The sequence below is a fragment of the Vibrio sp. Vb0667 genome (assembly GCF_033391095.1).
In genome coordinates this window covers 1-2,157 of sequence record NZ_JAWPOL010000082.1, presented here as the reverse complement: position 1 = coordinate 2,157, position 2,157 = coordinate 1, and the positions used below count along the sequence as shown (strand labels likewise).

At 45.7% G+C, this 2,157-nt stretch carries 3 protein-coding genes; 2 read left to right on the top strand and 1 reads right to left on the bottom strand.

Going from position 1 to position 2,157, the window contains the following annotated elements:
- The first annotated feature begins 21 nt into the window (after positions 1–21).
- Together pheA and yjjX are read left to right on the top strand one after the other, a co-directional pair.
- Positions 22–1,200 carry a prephenate dehydratase gene (gene pheA, locus R8269_RS23495; RefSeq protein ID WP_318222692.1) on the top strand — a complete coding sequence of 393 codons (1,179 nt, stop codon included), beginning with the start codon at positions 22–24 and terminating at the stop codon, positions 1,198–1,200.
- A gap of 24 nt (positions 1,201–1,224) precedes the next feature.
- The gene (gene yjjX, locus R8269_RS23490) at positions 1,225–1,758 is read left to right on the top strand and encodes an inosine/xanthosine triphosphatase (protein WP_021451172.1); all 534 of its coding nucleotides are present in this window, start codon (positions 1,225–1,227) and stop codon (positions 1,756–1,758) included.
- A 48-nt stretch (positions 1,759–1,806) separates the two neighbouring features.
- On the opposite strand, the gene trpR is transcribed toward yjjX, so the two are convergent.
- The gene (trpR, locus tag R8269_RS23485; protein ID WP_005497218.1) at positions 1,807–2,118 is read right to left on the bottom strand and encodes a trp operon repressor; all 312 of its coding nucleotides are present in this window, start codon (positions 2,116–2,118) and stop codon (positions 1,807–1,809) included.
- Positions 2,119–2,157 lie beyond the last annotated feature (39 nt).

Here is a 2,157-nt window from a genome sequence, read left to right as displayed (position 1 = left end):
TTTTTTATAAGGAAAGAATTGATGACTGACCAACCTATTTCCCTCGAAGAAATTCGTTTACGCTTGAATGAGCTCGATGACCAGCTCCTTAGCTTGCTGTCTGAACGCCGTAAACTCAGCATTGAAGTAGCCAAAAGCAAAGTACAAACCTCAAAACCAGTTCGTGATGCCGTTCGAGAGCAACAACTGTTGGTTAAGCTGATTTCCAACGGCCGAGACAAATACGAACTCGACGCTCAGTACATCACCAAACTTTTCCACACCATCATTGAAGATTCGGTCTTACTTCAACAAGGTTATCTGCAAAACCTTGTGAACCCACAACAAAGCCGCAAGCCACTTGCACGCGTCGCTTTCTTGGGAGCCAAAGGTTCTTACTCGCACTTGGCAAGCCGCGAATATTTCAGTCGTAAAAATACCGAGCTTATCGAGCTAAATTGTGAGCATTTCAAAGAAGTGACTCGAACGGTGGAATCTGGCCATGCTGATTACGGTGTGCTGCCCATCGAAAACACCAGCTCGGGCTCGATCAATGAAGTATATGACCTACTACAACACACCACGCTGTATATTGTTGGTGAGCTGACTCAACCTATCGAGCACTGCTTAGTTGCAACGAAAGACATTCGCCTCGAAGACATCAAAACACTGTACTCGCATCCGCAACCGCACCAACAGTGCAGCGAATTCTTAAGCCGTATGAAAGGCGTGAAACTTGAGTCTTGCGCAAGCACAGCAGACGCGATGCAAAAAGTCCAAGAGATGAATCGTGATGATGTGGCCGCAATTGGTAATGCTTCAAGTGGTAAGTTGTACGGCCTGCAAGCGATCCAAGGCAACATCGCAAACCAAACCGAAAACCACACACGCTTTATTGTCGTCGCGCGTAAACCAGTTGAAGTCTCCACACAAATTCCAGCCAAAACGACGTGGATTATGTCGACCTCCCAGGAAGCGGGCTCATTGGTTGAAACTCTACTGGTACTGCAACGCTACGGCATCAATATGACTAAGTTAGAATCGCGTCCAATCATGGGTAATCCGTGGGAAGAAATGTTCTACGTTGATCTAGAAGCGCACCTAGGCTCAACCGAAATGCAGCAAGCATTGCAAGAGCTAACAAAAATCACTAAACACTTGAAAGTACTGGGTTGTTATCCAAGCGAAAACATCAAACCAACGCAAGTGAAATTGAGCTAATAGACATCGATGAGTAAAAAGATCATGGCAACCCAAAAAGTCGTTATCGCCTCTCTAAACCCTGCAAAAATCAATGCGGTAAAGAGTGCATTTCAAAGCGCATTCCCTCAACAAGTTTTTGAGTTTGTCGGCATCAGCGTTCCGAGTGAAGTCGCCGATCAGCCGATGACTAACGAAGAGACCCATCGCGGCGCACTCAATCGAGTTAAAAATGCTAAATTGGAAATGCCAACCGCAGACTTTTATGTTGGCTTAGAAGCTGGAATTGAAGGCAATGTGACGTTTGCGTGGATGGTGATTGAATCAGATACCCATCGTGGAGAATCTCGCTCAGCCAGTTTGATGCTACCGCCAGAAGTATTAGCTCAACTTGCAGATGCTAATGAACTTGGTGATGTGATGGACAAAGTGTTTGGCACCGAAAACATCAAACAAAAGGGCGGCGCAATCAGCTTGCTGACCCAAAACCAATTAACTCGTAGCTCGGTGTATCATCAAGCATTAATTCTGGCGCTGATTCCATTTACGAATCCAGACCACTTCCCTGCCAATCTTTAATTCGAATTACCAGATACGAAAAAGGGCGGATATTTCCGCCCTTTTCTGTTACTTCGCGACTTGAGCCACTTGCTCTAGTAAGAGTTTCAGCTTGTCTTTTTCCGCTTCGGATTTCGACTTCAACTCATTTGAGCCACGAGTGATCGTGGCAATGCCAACACCAAGCATCTGACTGATCTGACGTTGAGATAATTCCCCTTTGAGAAGCTCATTAAGAATGTTAACGCGTGCAGTTAATGATTCCCTCTCATCAGGTGTCATCAGCATGGTTAACAACATCTCATGTTGCTGGCTATCCACGCTGGATCGGATTAGCTCGACAATCTGTTGCCAGTCTCTGTACTCGGGTTCGTGTGACATCAAGTTACCTCACTCAATACTTGGTATTGATCTCGTGTT